This window comes from Bacillus thuringiensis (assembly GCF_001595725.1).
GTDB classification, from domain to species: domain Bacteria; phylum Bacillota; class Bacilli; order Bacillales; family Bacillaceae_G; genus Bacillus_A; species Bacillus_A thuringiensis_K.
The window spans coordinates 1,153,666-1,168,887 of record NZ_CP014282.1 but is presented as its reverse complement, the minus strand read 5'-3'; the positions used below and the strand labels follow the sequence as shown (position 1 = coordinate 1,168,887).

Genomic DNA, 15,222 nt, shown 5'->3' with positions numbered 1-15,222 from the left:
CAATTTCAAATTCAATCATGAAACATTCAGTACCTACATAATCATATTGTTGTATGACATTTTGCAGGAGGCACAAATATGGAAAGTAAATCTGCTGTTCAGCTTTATCTCGAATTGCTAAAGAAGACAATTTTATTTGAAATATGGTTAGAATATGAGGCATACTTACCCGCATCTCTACATATTTCGAAAGAACTAGAATTCGAACCAGTTACAGTCCCTCTCCCTTTATTCATTAAGCAATATGCCGAAAACCATAACTTAAAAATTGTAAAACCAAATGTCTCAAAAAGTGAACGTCATGATGGAATGGATTGGCCAAGAGCAGCACATAGCATGATTGGTCGAGAACGTATGAACCAATTACAAGAGGCGATGGAAACCGTTGTTCGTGAAAATATAGAAGGTGATTTTATTGAAACAGGTGTATGGCGCGGAGGATCATGCATTTTTATGAATGGGTTTTTACAAGCAAACAACATTACGGATCGTAATGTGTGGGTCGCAGATTCATTTGAAGGTTTGCCAGCACCGAATCTAGAACAATATCCAAAAGATTACGGTGATTATTTACACACATTCGATTACTTACGCGTCTCTTTAGAACAAGTACAAGAGAATTTCAAAAAATATGATTTACTAAATGATCAAGTGAAATTTTTAAAAGGTTGGTTTAAAGATACTTTACCAACAGCACCAATTGAAAAAATAGCAATTGCACGGCTTGATGGTGATATGTACGAATCCACCATGGATGGTCTCATGAACTTATATGATAAAGTTTCTAAAGGTGGCTATATAATTATCGATGACTACGGGCTACCACCATGCGCTGAGGCTGTGACAGACTTTAGAAAGCAACGAAATTTAAAAGCCCCTATTACTAAAATTGATGTATTTGGCGTTTATTGGAGAAAAGAATAAAAAGATTTAATCTATAGGAGATCCCATTTTCACTCATCCTTCTCTCACTTCTAACCCAACAAAATATTTTTTTCGGAATCTCCTTACATATAACAATTGTTTTCCTGTCTTCTCTCACTACAAATTGAAAATTTCATTAATAGAGTTACTGCATATTCTCACACAAGAAAGGGGTATACTCATGAGCGAATTTAACAAAGAAATGACTTTACTCCCCCCTCCTGAACTCGTCCAATATGTAGGTGGCGACTTCAAAAAGGTTGGAAAAGAGTTCCTAAAGCATTTTATTCAAATTGGCGCTTTAAAATCAAATGAAAAAGTATTGGATGTAGGCTGCGGCGTCGGCCGAATGGCTGTACCATTAATGAATTACTTAAATGATGATGGAGCGTATTATGGATTTGATTTGTTTAAAGATGGAATTACTTGGTGTCAAAATAACATTTCAACTATGCGTAATAATTTTCACTTTGAACATGTTGACATATACAATCAATTCTATAATCCGGAAGGAAAAGAAGATGCCTCTCAATATCGTTTTCCCTATGAAGACGGAACATTCGATTTTATCTTTTTAACTTCTGTATTTACGCATCTTCTCCCAAAAGAATTAGAACATTACGTATCTGAAATTGTACGTGTATTAAAAAAAGACGGGAGATGTTTCATTACATTCTTTCTTATAAACCCTGAATCGTCTTATTATTTAAATGCAGGACAAAGTACATTAGGTTTTTATCATCGAATTGAAAATTGCTACGTTGTAAATAAAGATATTCCGAATTTCGCAGTTGCTTATCCGGAGACAGATATTTGCAATTTATTGAATAAGTACGACCTAGAAATAATCAATAAGCCCCATTACGGCTTATGGTGCGGCAGACATGAATATACAAGTTACCAAGATATTGTTCTTACAAAAAAAAGCTTCTGAAAGGAAGTTATGTATGATGAATGAAAAAAATCCACCTCTCGTTTCCATCCTTATTCCCACTTATAATCGGCCTCATTATTTCAAAATTGCTCTAGAAAGTGCATTGGCACAAACTTATTCAAATATTGAAATCATCATCGGAGATGATAGTACAAATGATGAAACAGCAACTTTAATACGCGAACAATACTTACCAAATTATAAAAATATAACATATATTCGAAATACCCCTACTCTAGGACAATTTCACAATGACCTTATGCTCATAGAAAAATCAAATGGTGAGTATATAAACTTTTTAATGGACGATGACGTGTTTTATAAGCATAAAATACAAAAAATGATGGCCTATTTTGAGCAAGATTCCAATAAAAATCTTGCTCTTGTTACTTCTTATCGAGTACGTATTGATGATTATGGAAATCTAATAGGTGATTCCCACCCAACACAAAGGTTATATAGTGAAGACACCCCATTAAACGGGATATTTTTAGGTAATTGGATGTTAAAGGGCGGGCACAACATTATCGGTGAGCCTACGACTACTTTGTTTCGAAAAAAATTACTCACTGAACCTTTTGGCACCCTTAAAGAGCGACAATATTCTTGTAGTGTTGATATGGCCTCATGGATTTCTTTACTTTCTAAAGGAAATGCAATATACATTTCTGAGCCTTTAAGTCAATTTCGCTACCATGCTGGACAACAAATACACAATAAGCTCCTTCAAGGTTGTGAAGATTTCACACACCTTGTTATAACAGCAAAAGAATATGGCTTTTTACAAAATACTATGGACTATAGAGCAGCTCTACTTAGTGCTTACCAATGGTGTAAAAGTTCCTTAAAATACTATCTTCATCAACTAGATATTTTTCCTGACGCACATGTACGTCTTTCCCATTGTTTGGATATAATTATTAAAGAGTTAAACAATTAAACTACTTTGCAAAATTAAAAGTGTATGGACTATATGTGAATCATTCGTATAGTTCATACATTCTTTCTCATACTATAAAGTGAAACTTTAATCAGCCCTCACCAATCGGGCTTTTACGGGCAGTTGATCCCCCACCTAACTTCTTCGCTTTCCCTGAATTTTGAGGTGGGGGTCTTACTGCCCATTAATGCGGGATAAAATCCATTACTATAAAGAGCAGTAGAAAGGAATACCTACATTGAAAGATCCAAATTCTCAATATCAAATAGACTACTTATTACTATTTATTTTATTTGCCATTGGGATTGTTAGTTGTTGTGCTATTGCAAGTGCACAAGCCTCTTTACCTCCATTTTTACAAAACGTCAATTTTGTACTAAAGCAAATCCAATGGTATTTCATTGGATTTATAGCCATTGGTGTTATTATGATTATCGACTTCGATCGTTATCAAAAAATTGCTTGGTATTTATACAGCTTTGCAATGGTACTACTTATTGGACTAGAACTTCAAGTACCAGGTGCCGTTACAATTAAAGGCGCTACCGCTTGGTACAGGCTCCCAGGTATCGGAAATTTTCAGCCTTCTGAAATTATGAAATTGTTTTTAATTATCGTCATTGGACGAATTATAGCAAATCATAATGAGAAATATTTTTCCCAAACGATACATGACGATTTTTTATTACTTGGAAAAATATTTGCGACAAGCTTGCCACCACTACTACTTATTGCAAAAGAACCAGATTTAGGAAACACAATGGTCATTTCAGCGATGCTTGCAGCAATGATACTAGTTTCTGGCATACGATGGCGTTTTATTTTCGGATTAGTTTCAGCTACTTTCGTGGCTGGATCTACATTAATATATATTTTTTTACTCACACAGATTTTTTTAAAGCACACATTTTAAAAGAATATCAATTAAATCGCTTCTACGGATGGTTAGCACCTTACAAATATGATGCACAAGGCTATCAATTAAGACAAGCATTCTTAGCGACTGGATCCGGAGAAATGCAAGGAAAAGGATGGGAAAATGGACAAGTATATTTTCCAGAACCCCATACAGATTTTATTTTCACTAATGTCGCTGAACAATTTGGATTTCTAGGCGCAAGTGTCATTATTTCACTTTTTTTCTTACTCATTTTCCGAATGATTCATATCGCTTTAGAAAGTAATGACCCTTTCGGTAGTTACATTTGCGCTGGTACAATCGGAATGTTTACTTTCCAAGTATTTCAAAATATCGGGATGACAATTGGATTACTTCCCATTACAGGGATAACATTACCTCTTATGAGCTACGGAGGCAGTTCACTACTTACATACATGATTGCGATTGGATTCATTTTAAATGTTCGCTCAAGAACGAAAATCTTTATATTTAAATGAACAACATAAAACCGCTATATTTTTATCTCTATCCTTTTTTAGATATACTAATGAAAAATACGATGGAGGTTTAAATATGAAATATGACATTATAGGAGATATTCATGGATGCTTCCAAGAGTTTCAAAATTTAACGGAGAAGCTAGGATATAACTGGAGTAGCGGTCTACCAGTTCACCCTGACCAACGTAAACTTGCATTCGTTGGCGATATTACAGACCGTGGTCCTCATTCATTACGTATGATTGAAATTGTATGGGAACTTGTCATACATAAAAAAGAAGCTTATTACGCTCCTGGAAATCACTGTAATAAACTATATCGATTTTTCCTTGGGCGTAATGTAACAGTCGCTCACGGACTTGAAACAACTGTTGCTGAATATGAGGCACTTCCTTCTCATAAGCAAAACATTATAAAAGAAAAGTTTATCACTCTTTATGAACAATCACCGCTCTACCACATACTAGATGAAAAAAGAGTAATCGTATGTCACGCTGGAATTCGGCAAGATTACATAGGAAGACAAGATAAAAAAGTACAAACCTTTGTATTATATGGCGATATTACAGGAGAAAAGCATGCCGATGGCTCACCTGTCCGTCGCGATTGGGCACAAGAATACAAGGGACAAGCTTGGATTGTATATGGACATACACCAGTGGCAGAACCTCGATTCATCAATCAGACAGTCAATATTGATACTGGCGCTGTATTTGGTGGCAAATTAACCGGATTACGTTATCCTGAAATGGAGACTATCTCTGTCCCTTCTTCTTTACCTTTTGTAGCCGAGAAATTCCGTCCAATTTCATAACTACCTTACTTAGCGAAAGATTATCGTATTATTTAAGCAGATTTCATATAAAACTAGGTAAAGTAATTAAAAAAAGATGCAATAAAGTGCATCTTTTTTTAATTACCCTACATATAATGTCGCAGGAGGTGACAGAATGAAGAAAAAATCTTCTAAACAAAAAAGAAAATTTTCCCCTTTATATCTGCCCATGTACGGAATTAACAACTGGTGTAGTATTCGGGCTGCAGCGATAGAAGAACTGGAAGAACAAGAGTCATCAAAAAAAAGCAAAGTAAAACCAACATATGTCTCTTTAGAAAATGCTGTGATGAGCCGCATAATCGATCGCAGAAAAATAAAGATGCAACAAAAAAATAAACAGCTTTCAAATCAAGATGAACAGATACTACATTCTAACCAAACAGAAGAAAAGACGGAAGAAAATATTTCTGTAGCAGTGAATAAAGAAGTGGAACCAGAAATTCCAGCTGCTATTATAAACAAAGTAAAAAAAATAAAAGAAGCATTAGCTTCATCGAATGATATACAAATTGAAAAACCGCTCATAATTGAGACACCTACACCTGAAAATACAAAAGTTAAAAGAGGCGGCCGATATGCATATGCGGAAGGGCTTCACTCTCATGCAGAGGGCATGGCAGCACATGCGGAAGGCTTATTAACACATGCAAAAGGTTCTTTCTCTCATGCAGAAGGATCAAACTCAAAAGCAACTGGACATAGTTCGCATAGTGAGGGAAGTGAAACGACAGCAGGCGGCTCTTATTCTCATGCAGAGGGTAAACAGACGATCGCTTTAGGCGAAGCAGCACACGCAGAAGGAACCGCAACTATCGCTAACGGATCCTCTTCTCATGCGGAAGGTCATCATACATCAACAGCTCATTTTGCAGGTAGCCATATTATGGGGCGCTTCGGCACTGCAGAAGAAGCTTATTCTTGGTTTATTGCAAATGGTGTAAACGACACCGACCATAATATCGGTGCTAAATGGCTTGCCCATAATGGAGAAATGTACATTGAGGGCGCGTCTTACAATGCAAGCGGAACAGATTTTGCACAAATGTTTGAAACAGAAGATCCTACCCCTATTGATGTCGGTTATTTCGTTACATTTAGTAGCGAAGAAAAAATTCGGTTAGCTACTTCACACGATTCATTCATTTTAGGAATATCTAGTGCAACCCCTGCTCTTATAGGAAATAGCGGGGCTTTAAGTTGGCAAAAACGTTATAAAACAGATAACTTTGGAAAACGTCAATATGTATGGACGGAAACAGAAGAAATACAACCTCTTTTAAATACAGAATGGGATCCAACTTGCAAATATGTAGCAAGAAAAGATCGCGCCGAATGGCTTCCTGTCGGATTAATTGGACAAATGTTAGTACGTGATGACGGCACTTGCGAAGCACATGGATATTGTCGTCCAAATGACAATGGCATTGCTACAAAAGCCGAAAGTGGATTTTTCGTCATAAAGCGTACGGGTGAAAACCAAATTTTAATATTATTCCGCTAAGAAAAAAGGGAACAAAATTCTTTATAATATAAAATTTTGTTCCCTTTTTAAGTATGCCGCAACACTTCTTGCATATCGCTTGGAAGCTTTATAGTAAAAGACATCTCTTTCTCTAAAATAGGATGATAAAACGTCAAAGATTTACTATGAAGTGCTTGCCGCTTCATTTCATCCCTTCTCCCTCCATATAAGCTATCACCAAGTAATGGATGTCCTATATGAGCCATATGCACACGAATTTGATGCGTTCTTCCTGTTTCAAGCTCAAGCGCTACATGTGTCTTATGATATGTACTATCAATTACTTTAAAATGAGTAACTGCCCTTTGTCCATCCTCACAAACCGTTCGCTCAATAATGCTATCAGATTTTCGACCAATTGGTGCATCAATCATTCCTTCTCGTTCTACAATCTTTCCGTGAACAATTGCTTCATACGTTCGTTTCACAGCTTTTTGTTGATGCTGCTTCGATAAAAGATGATGCACAAAACGATTTTTTGCAATAAGCATAAGCCCCGAAGTATCACGATCTAACCGTGTTACAATGTGCACTGTACTTGCAAGATGCTGCTTATCATAATGAGATAAAAGCGCATTAGCAACACTCCCTGTCGGATGTTCTCTAGACGGAATTGTTGACATGTTCGCCTCTTTATTAATGATAAGAACCGCATCATCTTCATATACAATGTATAAAGGGATATCTTCTGCCATCATCCCTTCACTTCTTTCCTCCACTGGAAAAAAGATACGTAATTCTTCACTAGCGCGCAGTTGATGACGAACACTCGCATGTTGCCCATTTACTTCAATCGCCCCGCCGTGAAACTTTATATCCGTTAAAGCGGCTTTAGAAATACCTTTCGTTTTCAAAAATTCCCTAACTAAAGTTCCCTCTTCAGCCAGCCCTATATCCCATTTCAGTGTAAATCTGTTCAAATATATAACCCTTTCTATTTATCTGCAACAAACGAGTCACGAACTCGTTTCCAGAACGGGAACGGGCGGAAACGAACAAATCGTACTTTCTCGTTTGCGACGCGATACTGGATTGATTTCACATCTTGATGAACCATCGTTAAATGATCCACTGTAATTTGTAAGTTCATTCCCGCAGCTGGCTTTAACACACATGTATGATGCTTCGGCAATACAAGTGGCGATCCTACAGTACGAAATACACGATTGTTAATGGACGCCATTTCTGCAATTTGAATCGCTTCAATAGATGGGTGAATAATTGCTCCGCCAAGCGCTTTATTATACGCGGTACTGCCTGAAGGAGTAGAGATACAAAGGCCGTCTCCGCGGAATGTTTCAAAATATTCTCCGCGTATTTCTACTTCTGTTACTAATGTACCTTCTGCACTTTTTACAGTCGCCTCATTCATCGCTAAATACTGTGACTCTTTACTTCCATTCACATAGCGAATAATTACTTCTAAAAGCGGATATTCCACCACTTGGAATGGTGTTTTCGCAATCGCAATTACTAATTTCTCTACTTCTGTCGGTAACCAATCTGCATAGAAACCTAAATGTCCTGTATGTACACCAACAAATGCTGTTTCATCCAATCGATTATAATAACGATGAAACGCATATAAAAGCGTTCCATCTCCCCCAACAGAAATTACAATATCGGGTTCCTGTTCATCCATTATAAATCCAAAATCTAGCAAGTACTCTTTCATCGTGCTTGCCAGTGTATCTGATGATTGATCTCCCTTTGACATAATTGTAAATTTCATCGCCCAACACCCTTTAGTTTATGATTCGGAATCTTTCGTTTCTTGCTTTCTTGAAAAAGCCTTTTGCGCTTCTTGAATTTCAAGACGAATAGAAGACATTTCTTCATCTAATAAAAACGCCGCTTCAGCTGCACGTTGCAAGCGTATTTTAATATCTTCAGGAAAACGTCCACTATATTTATAATTTAAAGAATGCTCAATTGTTGCCCAAAAGTTCATTGCTAGCGTGCGTATTTGGATTTCTACCAATACTTTTTGTTCACCCTGAATCGTTTGAACAGGATAACTAATGACAACATGATAAGAACGATAACCGCTATCTTTCTTTTGCGTGACATAATCACGTTCTTCCACGATTTCAAAGTCATTTCGTTTTCGAAGATATTCTACAACAGGCTTAATCTCATCAACAAATTGACACATCATTCTAAGCCCAGCAATATCCTGCATATCTTCTCTCAATCGGTCTAACGGTACATTTCTCTTCTCCGCTTTATCAATAATACTTGCAACCGACTTTACCCTTCCTGTTACAAACTCAATTGGAGAATGCTCTGTTAACATTGCAAATTGAGTACGCATTCCTTTTAGTTTCACTTTCAGCTCTGCCACCGCTTGGTGGTAAGGTGCTAAAAATTCTTCCCAATTTCGATTCATTTCAACCACCACCAAAATCAATCCATTTGCTTATAGAAATACTTTTTCTACAGCAGTTACTAGTTCTTCTCCGTAATTTGCATTACCTTCAATATTTTCAACTAAATATTCTACTTCTTCTTTTAATCCTTCTAATTCCATTTCAATGTCATTCACGCGAACGAACATAACCACATCGTTATTCATCGCTTCATGCATTGCTTCCCAGCATGTGTGCGGAATACTTACATAAATGAAAGATGATTCGTTTTCTAAGATATATAAAAATGATAAATTGTCTGAGTCTACAAGTACGTGATTACGCGCACTTAACTCTTTTACCTCTATTTCACTATTTTCCGCACAAAAAATAAGAGCATTCTCTCTCTTTTCTACGCTCTTAACTTGGATTTTATTTTGCATGCTCTAACTCCTCCATCTCAACTTCCTGTCTTACTTAACAGTATTATTGTATCATAACATGGACGCAAACAAATAAAACATTGAACCAAATTTATGAAAAAGCGATAATGTGTAAAGAATTATTTTTCAAAAGGAGATTATACAATGACACAAGAAATTGAAATTGAATTCAAAAATATCGTTACAAAAGAAGAATTCGATACATTATGTAAATCGTTTTCTATTGAAGCATTTACAAAACAAGTGAATCACTACTTTGAAACACCTGACTTCTCGTTAAAAGAAGCTGGCTCTGCACTTCGTATTCGTCATAAAGGAGAAACTTATACGTTAACGTTGAAACAACCTGCAGAAATCGGTTTATTAGAAACGCATCAAGTCGTAACAGAATACGAAGCAAAAATGATGATGGAAACAAACACAATCATTCAAGGAGCAGTAGTAGATCAATTACATAAATTACAAATTCCTGTTTCTGCTTTAACATATATGGGTAGTTTAACAACAGAAAGAGCAGAAACATTATTTAAAGGCGGAACGCTTGTCTTTGATCATAGTTTCTATTACAATCACGATGATTATGAAATTGAATTTGAAGTGCAAGATGAAGAAACAGGAAAAGCTGCATTTATTCATTTATTAACGCAACATAACATACCTGTTCGTCATACAAATAACAAAGTAAAACGCTTTTTTCTTGCCAAACAAAACAAAGCACGCTAAAGTGAAAATTCCACTAGTGAATATGTTTCACTAGTGGATACATCTCACTAAAAAAGTTTACACCCGTAGAATAAGCAAAGAATCTTTGAGAAAGCTGTTTATTTGCCCTCTCGAACATTCCATTGCTACAATAGATATACATTTCATGGAAAAAGGAGTTTATAAAGGATGAGCAAGCAACCGATGACACCATTTGAAGCAATTGGCGGTGAACAATGCATTGCAATATTAGTAGATACATTTTATTCCTACGTCAGTAAACACCCTGACTTATCTCCCATCTTCCCGGAAGATTTAACAGAAACCGCTAGGAAGCAGAAGCAATTTTTAACACAATATTTAGGTGGTCCTAATTTGTACACTGAAGAACATGGTCATCCTATGTTAAGAGCACGCCATCTCCCGTTTGAGATTACTCCAAAACGAGCAGAAGCTTGGCTATCATGTATGGAACAAGCAATGGATGATACTGAAGTGCATGGTCATATAAGAGAGTTTGTTTTTGAACGTTTAGCATTAACCGCTCAACACATGGTTAATACTCCAAACGAAACAGGTGAAGTGTAATGGATAAGCAGGAAGCAAAGCATATAAATATGCCATCTCCTTCCGCATGCGAGCATAAGTCTGTAGAAGCATATTTATTTATTGATCCACTTTGTAAAGATTGCTGGGAAATTGAGCCTTTTATTATTAAACTATGGCTTGAATACGGAAAATACTTCTCTATTCGTCATATCGTAACAGGAAAAGTGGATGGAACGAACGCTTCCTCACACAAATGGAATAAACCTGCTAATATTCGATTTGTGTGGGAAAAGACAACAAGTTTACAAGGTTTTTCATGTGATGGAAAGGTACATATGCAAGAAGCATCGTCAACACCATATTTAGTTTCGATGGCAATTAAGGCAGCGGAGTTGCAAGGCCGAAAAGCAGGTTCGAAGTTTTTGCGAAAACTCCAAGAATACATCTTCCTTGAAAATGTATCAAACCCTGACTGCGAACTATTACTTGCATGTGCGAAAGATAGCAATATTGATGTAGAAGAATTTAAAAAAGACCTACATTCTGCTAGTGCAAAAAAAGCTTTCCAATGTGACTTGAAATTCACGAATGAGATGCATATTACAGAAATACCCTCCCTCGTCTTTTTTCATGCGAACTCAGATGAAGAAGGTATTAAAATTGCTGGAAATTATTCCTACGATGTATACGTACAATTATTGAAAGAACTTGTAAAATGTGAAATTGAGCCAGAACCATTACCACCTTTAGAAGTGTTACTAGAAGCCACACAATTTATATCTTCAAAAGAAGTAGCATTTATTTATAACTGTCCGCAACAAGAAATTGAGCGCGAACTAAAAAAATTACAACTGAAACGAAAAGTGCAAATGATTGAAGTAAAATGCCAACGTTATTGGAAATGGATAGCAAAAGAAAAAGACCTGGTGTAAACACCAGGTCTTCTTCTTTACGGCTTATAAAAATATTAAAGGGGATGGGAGAAATTTTCACGTTCAAACAAAGGGGTATATGTTTGTATGTGAATTCGTTCACGCTTATTATATTACAAGATTCGACGTCAAATGACAACCCCTTTTGTCGATTTTCACACTTTTGTCACATTCTAAACGTTTTCATTTTTGAATAAGCTATAAAAAAGGTCATTTAGGGGGTTTATTTATGAAAAAATCTTATATTGCTCTTCTCTTTCTAGCTGTCATCGTTTCTTTTTTCTTGTACATCCTCTCTCTACTACAAGCTTTTCCTAAAATTATTGCCTTACCTCTTTTATTCGGAATCATCGTTATCACACTCTCTTATTTCAATTATAAAAAACGATTCAAAGGGTTTTAATTTCAAAAGTCAGCCGTAAAGCTATCCTTTCAGTTAGAAAAAACAAAGAAATCCACCCTTCTCTTCGACAAATATCGACATTGAATCTATTCAACAAAAAAGACGAGGATACAATCCCTCGTCTTTTTTCATTACTTTTCTTCAAATAATAATGCTTCTAATTCATTTAATTTCTCTTCAAATACTTGTAGCGCCTCTTTTACTGGTTCAGGAGATGCCATATCTACTCCTGCTTTTTTCAACACTTCAATTGGATAATCAGAGCTTCCTGCTTTTAAGAACTCGTTAATATAGCGTTCTACTGCTGGTTGTCCTTCTTCTAAAATCTGTTTAGATAGAGCGGTCGCTGCACTAAATCCTGTTGCGTATTGATATACGTAATAGTTGTAGTAGAAGTGTGGAATACGAGACCATTCTAAACCAATCTCTTCGTCGATTACTAAAGCGTCACCGAAATATTTCTTATTTAAATCATAGTAGATTTCCGTTAACATATCTGGCGTAACAGCATGTCCTTCTTGTACTTTCTTATGAATAGTATGTTCAAACTCTGCAAACATCGTTTGACGGAATACAGTACCACGGAATCCTTCTAAATAATGATTTAATAAATATAGACGCTCTTTCTTATCTTCTGTCGTTTTTAATAAATAATCATTTAGAAGCGCTTCATTACAAGTAGATGCCACTTCTGCTACGAAGATGGAATAATCACCATATACGTGCGGTTGTGTCTTTCTTGTATAGTAACTATGCACCGAATGACCAAACTCATGAGCAAGTGTAAATAAATTATTTACATTATCATGCCAGTTCATTAAAATATACGGATTTGTTCCATATGCACCAGATGAATATGCCCCGCTTCGTTTTCCTTTATTCTCATACACATCTACCCAGCGATTTTCATATGCTTCTTTCAAAATACCAACATATTCATCACCAAGTACGTTTAAAGATTTTAATAAAAGGTCTTGCGCTTCTTCGTATTTCACATTCATTTTCACTTCTGGTACAAGTGGTGTATATAAATCATACATATGAAGCTCATCAAGTCCTAATGCACGCTTACGAATATCGATGTAACGGTGTAATAAATGTAAGTTATCATTTACCGTTTCAACGAGTTGATCGTATACTGCTTCCGGAATATTATTATTGCTCAGTGCAGCTTGGCGAGCAGAATCGTATTTACGAACACGCGCATTGAAATTATTACGTTTTACTGCTCCACTTAACGTACTTGCGAATGTGTTTTTAAATTTTCCGTACGTTTCATATACAGCTTTAAATGCATCTTCGCGAACACGACGATCATCACTTTCTAAAAACTGAATGTAACGACCATGTGTAATTTCTATTTCTTCTCCGTCTTCACCTTTAATAGATGGGAATTTTAAATCCGCGTTATTCAACATACCGAATGTATTGCTTGATGAACTCATTACTTCAGATGCTTCCGCTAATAAAGCTTCTTCAGCTTCTGATAATACGTGCGGGCGTTGACGTGTAATTTCTTCTAATGCATGTTCATATACACTTAAATCTCTATTTTCCTTCAAGAATGTTTGCAGTGTATCTTCTGAAATAGATAAAATTTCAGGCACAATATACGCTGTGCCACTAGATACTTGTGAATATAAATTTGTTGCGCGATCATTTAATGCTTGATACACAGAGTTTGTTGTATCTTGATCGTAACGCATATGAGCATATGTATAGAGCTTACCTAATCGCATTGAAATTTCATCTTCATATTGCAATGTCTCAAGTAAATTGTCCGCAGAATCACCAAGTTTCCCTTTAAATTCAGTTAACTTCGGTAATAGCTCCTTAATAGCTTGGAATTCTTTTTCCCATTCTGCATCTGTTTGGAAAATATCTTCTAATCGCCACGTACTTGCTTCTTCAATCTCATTGCGATCTGGTAATGTTTTCGCTTTGTTTTGTTCAGACATTCTTTAAGCCCTCCTTTAAATATCTCTACTTAAGTACAATTCGTTTTTTTCTTATGTAATTCCTTCACAATCAGTCTTTATTATATCCCCTTTTCCTTCTCTCATGTTGTACTTTGCCTCAAATAAAGATAAGGCATACGCTAAACAAGTTTCATCATATTTCATAACTTCCTCCTCTGTTTTTAACATAACGATCCCCCTTATTTTCCGGTACTTATAAGCCTCCACTTTACGTAATACACCTGTATAACATAAAAATGTCATATATTCAGTAACTGCTACTTTCCATATATGCTTTGAAAAGTACGGGAGCATACGCCTTTTCGTATACTTTTTTACATAACTACACACATATTGAATAGAAATACAATCCCCTACCGCAAGCTCACCTATACACTTCATATATAGAAATGCTTGCCATATAAATGGATTTGTTTGAAAAGCAAATGAGGATGGGAGCGGCACACCAATTTCAGAAGGAAAATTTGCTGGGGTACATTTACATTGATATAAAAAGCGTAATAGTGACTTATAATTATAATTCCAAATAGGCAAAGCATTTTTTCGAAAATAGTCCTTTCGTTGCTTCCATTCTCGGTCTAATATTTCTTTTTGGAAAGGAACAGAGGAAAAGAGTAGTTCAAAAGTAGTCGTTTCAGTTGGTAAATATATAGTATGTGAGAAAGAGACGCTTGTAGAAAATGAAGTAAGAAACGCGCATTTCATAAATGATTTTTGTTTGGAACAGAAGAAAATAAGAAATGGTTGAGGATAAGATTGTAAGGAGAAAGCCATAAGTGAGGAGAATTTCATCCAATATGCAGATTGCTTTTTCAATTGATTTCCACCAATGATCCAAATGACCTGTATACCCGCTCGCCAATACGAATATGTTCGTTTGTACAGCTGCTCTATAGAAAGGTTTGCGCATTGGTATTCAATCGCAATTTTTCTCCCTGCTCTCTCTATAAAAATATCTGGCCGTTGCTGAATCTCTGGCATATAACGCTCTATATCTACATGAAAGTTTTGACGTTTGAACCATTTATATAACAATTCTTTACCGTGCCTATGATACATAGATTCCGCTTCATAAAAGGCAAGACATGAATCCACTTTTTTATGAGCAAAATGCCAACTTTTTTGTTTCCCTAATTTCATTTGTACTTCCTTTCCACAAGCTACACAAAAGAATCGTTCCTGTTGACGCATACGGCGCAAAAGCTCTTCATTACAATTGTAGAGTAAATGAATTTTTTCTCCGTTTTCTCTTTTAGCGATAAATATCGTAATCACACCCTTTCAGCTCCTTATATTCTACAATTTGT

General features: G+C 35.9%; 15 protein-coding genes and 1 pseudogene. 10 read left to right on the top strand and 6 right to left on the bottom strand.

Annotation, left to right across the window (positions count from 1 at the left end):
- Positions 1-78 precede the first annotated feature (78 nt).
- The 6 genes and pseudogenes from AXW78_RS05865 (at position 79) to AXW78_RS05840 (ending at position 6,538) form a co-directional block, all read left to right on the top strand.
- A complete protein-coding gene (locus AXW78_RS05865) occupies positions 79-924 on the top strand; it encodes a TylF/MycF family methyltransferase (RefSeq protein ID WP_000444379.1) in 846 nt (281 codons plus the stop codon).
- 181 nt (positions 925-1,105) lie between these two features.
- Positions 1,106-1,858, top strand: a complete 753-nt coding sequence (locus AXW78_RS05860) for a class I SAM-dependent methyltransferase (protein ID WP_001288764.1) — start codon at positions 1,106-1,108, stop codon at positions 1,856-1,858.
- Between the two features lie 13 nt (positions 1,859-1,871).
- Entirely contained in the window at positions 1,872-2,798 is a 927-nt protein-coding gene (locus AXW78_RS05855; protein ID WP_002163893.1) for a glycosyltransferase family 2 protein, read from the top strand.
- Positions 2,799-3,036: 238 nt separating this feature from the next.
- A pseudogene (locus AXW78_RS35665) lies at positions 3,037-4,196 on the top strand (FtsW/RodA/SpoVE family cell cycle protein).
- 76 nt (positions 4,197-4,272) lie between these two features.
- Positions 4,273-5,013, top strand: a complete 741-nt coding sequence (gene prpE, locus AXW78_RS05845; protein ID WP_000872696.1) for a bis(5'-nucleosyl)-tetraphosphatase PrpE — start codon at positions 4,273-4,275, stop codon at positions 5,011-5,013.
- Between the two features lie 136 nt (positions 5,014-5,149).
- On the top strand, positions 5,150-6,538 hold the full coding sequence (locus AXW78_RS05840) for a peptidase G2 autoproteolytic cleavage domain-containing protein (RefSeq protein ID WP_000730522.1): 1,389 nt from the start codon (positions 5,150-5,152) through the stop codon (positions 6,536-6,538).
- A 47-nt stretch (positions 6,539-6,585) separates the two neighbouring features.
- On the opposite strand, the gene AXW78_RS05835 is transcribed toward AXW78_RS05840, so the two are convergent.
- From AXW78_RS05835 to AXW78_RS05820, 4 genes are read right to left on the bottom strand one after another with little or no spacing between them, the layout of a single operon-like run.
- Positions 6,586-7,479: an RluA family pseudouridine synthase gene (locus AXW78_RS05835; protein WP_001079125.1), complete on the bottom strand. Its 894-nt coding sequence runs from the start codon at positions 7,477-7,479 to the stop codon at positions 6,586-6,588.
- 14 nt (positions 7,480-7,493) lie between these two features.
- Entirely contained in the window at positions 7,494-8,291 is a 798-nt protein-coding gene (locus tag AXW78_RS05830) for an NAD kinase (protein ID WP_000673195.1), read from the bottom strand.
- A gap of 18 nt (positions 8,292-8,309) precedes the next feature.
- Positions 8,310-8,948 (bottom strand): GTP diphosphokinase, encoded by a 639-nt coding sequence (locus tag AXW78_RS05825; RefSeq protein ID WP_001081482.1) that lies wholly within the window; start codon positions 8,946-8,948, stop codon positions 8,310-8,312.
- 30 nt (positions 8,949-8,978) lie between these two features.
- Entirely contained in the window at positions 8,979-9,350 is a 372-nt protein-coding gene (locus AXW78_RS05820) for a UPF0738 family protein (RefSeq protein ID WP_001180003.1), read from the bottom strand.
- A gap of 144 nt (positions 9,351-9,494) precedes the next feature.
- On the opposite strand from AXW78_RS05820, the gene AXW78_RS05815 reads away from it, so the two are divergent.
- The 4 genes from AXW78_RS05815 (at position 9,495) to AXW78_RS34270 (ending at position 11,936) form a co-directional block, all read left to right on the top strand.
- Positions 9,495-10,073: a CYTH domain-containing protein gene (locus tag AXW78_RS05815; RefSeq protein ID WP_000191124.1), complete on the top strand. Its 579-nt coding sequence runs from the start codon at positions 9,495-9,497 to the stop codon at positions 10,071-10,073.
- 168 nt (positions 10,074-10,241) lie between these two features.
- Positions 10,242-10,640, top strand: a complete 399-nt coding sequence (locus AXW78_RS05810; RefSeq protein WP_000043384.1) for a globin domain-containing protein — start codon at positions 10,242-10,244, stop codon at positions 10,638-10,640.
- Complete coding sequence (locus tag AXW78_RS05805; protein WP_000360646.1) at positions 10,640-11,533, top strand: ClpXP adapter SpxH family protein; 894 nt, start codon at positions 10,640-10,642, stop codon at positions 11,531-11,533. The genes AXW78_RS05810 and AXW78_RS05805 overlap by 1 nt, the downstream gene beginning before the upstream one ends.
- Positions 11,534-11,762: 229 nt before the next feature.
- Positions 11,763-11,936 carry a hypothetical protein gene (locus AXW78_RS34270; RefSeq protein WP_000750355.1) on the top strand — a complete coding sequence of 58 codons (174 nt, stop codon included), beginning with the start codon at positions 11,763-11,765 and terminating at the stop codon, positions 11,934-11,936.
- Positions 11,937-12,067: 131 nt separating this feature from the next.
- Here the strand turns inward: AXW78_RS34270 and pepF are convergent, their stop codons facing one another.
- Positions 12,068-13,894, bottom strand: a complete 1,827-nt coding sequence (gene pepF / locus AXW78_RS05800) for an oligoendopeptidase F (protein ID WP_000003359.1) — start codon at positions 13,892-13,894, stop codon at positions 12,068-12,070.
- A gap of 51 nt (positions 13,895-13,945) precedes the next feature.
- A complete protein-coding gene (locus AXW78_RS05795) occupies positions 13,946-15,190 on the bottom strand; it encodes a competence protein CoiA (protein ID WP_061883896.1) in 1,245 nt (414 codons plus the stop codon).
- Positions 15,191-15,222 lie beyond the last annotated feature (32 nt).